This is a genomic window from Psychrobacter sp. AOP5-GZ1-6, assembly GCF_052376345.1.
Taxonomy (GTDB): Bacteria; Pseudomonadota; Gammaproteobacteria; order Pseudomonadales; family Moraxellaceae; genus Psychrobacter.
The window spans coordinates 1-2,123 of record NZ_JBQSVP010000225.1 but is presented as its reverse complement, the minus strand read 5'-3'; the positions used below and the strand labels follow the sequence as shown (position 1 = coordinate 2,123).

Annotated in this window: 1 protein-coding gene; it reads right to left on the bottom strand. The window is 40.5% G+C overall.

Annotation, left to right across the window (positions count from 1 at the left end; genetic code table 11):
* Positions 1-170: 170 nt before the first annotated feature.
* Positions 171-2,099, bottom strand: a complete 1,929-nt coding sequence (locus ACT3RN_RS15260; RefSeq protein WP_192518876.1) for a DEAD/DEAH box helicase — start codon at positions 2,097-2,099, stop codon at positions 171-173.
* Positions 2,100-2,123: the final 24 nt, after the last annotated feature.

The following is a 2,123-nucleotide window of genomic DNA, read 5'->3' as shown; positions in this document are numbered from 1 at the left end:
GTTGTAAAAGTCGCTTATCTCTTGGAATTTAGCGACTAAGTGCTCATCTGCTGTAGGTACCCGCGACTTTGCTTTAATCGTCGTAAGCCCTAAGTCATCATCACTATCAATGAAGCTTAGCCAATCATCTAACTCCATAGACTTTATCACTTGCCACTCTTCATTTCTCATTATGCAGGCACTCTCTTGCGTTTTTGTTGCTTAATATAAATGACACATTCAGCAAGTCTTTTTTCATTGAAATCTGAGCTATTCAAATCAGGCTCACGACCCTTTTCATGCACAAATTGCTTAACTTTAGGCCACAGTAATTTAGCCTCTTCAAAGTCCATTTGAATACGAGTGGTTTCAATAGATTCTTGGATGAGCTTAAGCACATCTGTCGTGATGGATTTTGAAAGTATTTCAAATGCTTTTTGAAAAGGATTGATCTGATCAATCAAGTCAATATGTAGCTCATCAATATTGATAAACTTGTCGGCCATACGAATAAACTTCTTACCGCCTTGCTCGGTTACTTCTGCTGAGCTTATTGCACAATCGACTACCACTTGCTGCCTTACCTCTTCAACTTCAGCTTCAGTCAAATCAGGATATTTACGCTGAATTATTTTCGGTATAAGGATCTTATTCACTACTTCAGGATCGATCTTACCTGCCGAAGCTGCAATGACCTTATCATCTTGCAAGATAGCGGCTTTCAGATCAGCCAAATCAGACTCTATGATAGCTTTAGTGCGCTTGGTGCTAGGTTCTTTAAAACCACCTATTTTCATTGTTCCTGGTGGCGTCGGTTCAAAATCACCATCTTTTTTTGTTTTGAACTTAAAATTAGGGGCAAGCACTTGTTCCATTAATAGAGAGCCAGTGATAGCTTTAAGCATATTATTTACAGCAATAGTCACGTTGTCGTTTGCAGCGTCAGGTTGAGCGATAAGGTTAGTGAATTGGGCGTGGCTTTTATTTTCGCTATCTCGAGTACAACGACCAATAATTTGAATAATTTCAGTCAGTGAACTTCTATATCCAACAGTAAGTGCGTGCTCGCACCACTCCCAGTCAAAACCCTCTTTTGCCATACCCAAAGCAATAATGATATCCATATCGTCTACGTGATTCATATTACGTAAATAATTTTGGATAATATCTCGGTCGTTTTCTTCGACTAAATCTGCGACCTTAATGACCGTTCCATCAGGCCTTGTTACAGGAATAACGCCTGTTTCAGGGTCCCTCTTTCCTGCCTCACCCAGCACTTCAAGAATAGCATCTACCTCATCATATTTTTCTTTGGTTGATTCACCCGAGTTGACGTTTGGTATATGAATAATGGTTTTTTTGCCATAATTCTCTTCTGAGTTGAGCACTTCATGAATGACATCAGTATAGCGACCCTGATAAAAGTGATAGCCAATACCAAGTGACTTTAGATAGTTATAACCATTGAGCTGCTCATAATAGTTAAAAGAAACCTTATCAAACTGAGCTTCATCTTCAGGTGTCAGCACAGGGATGCTATCGCCACGGAAGTATGAGCCTGTCATAGCGACGATATGGGCATTGGTATTTGCCATGATGCTACGCAACACACCACCTAAGACGTTATCGCCATCGGCAGACACATGATGAAATTCGTCAATAGCGAGCAAACAGTCATTAAACACGCTATCTTCTATTTCCTGAAAGGCAAAACGTAAGGTAGCGTGTGTACAAATCAATATCTCGTCATCGCTTGCCATAAAACGCTTAAACGCTTTGACCTTACTGCTTTCACCACCAGGAATGCATAGATTGTTGTTATCATCAATCTCCCAATCACAAAAGAAACCATACTTACTTAATTCTGTAGAGCTAAACGACCCGCCAATAGATCGCTCTGGCACCGCTACAATGGCTTTTTTAATGCCTTGATTATGTAGCTTATCCAGTGCCAAGAACATGAGCGCGCGTGATTTACCTGATGCAGGCGGCGCTTTTAGCAATAGGTATTGGCTACCTCTAGCAGCATAGGCTCGTGCTTGCATTGATCGCATACCCATAGAGTTTTCGTTTGAGCTAGCGCCTGTTTGAGCGTATTCGAAATGTATTAAATTAGGCACTTTGACATCCTGTTATTTTTTATA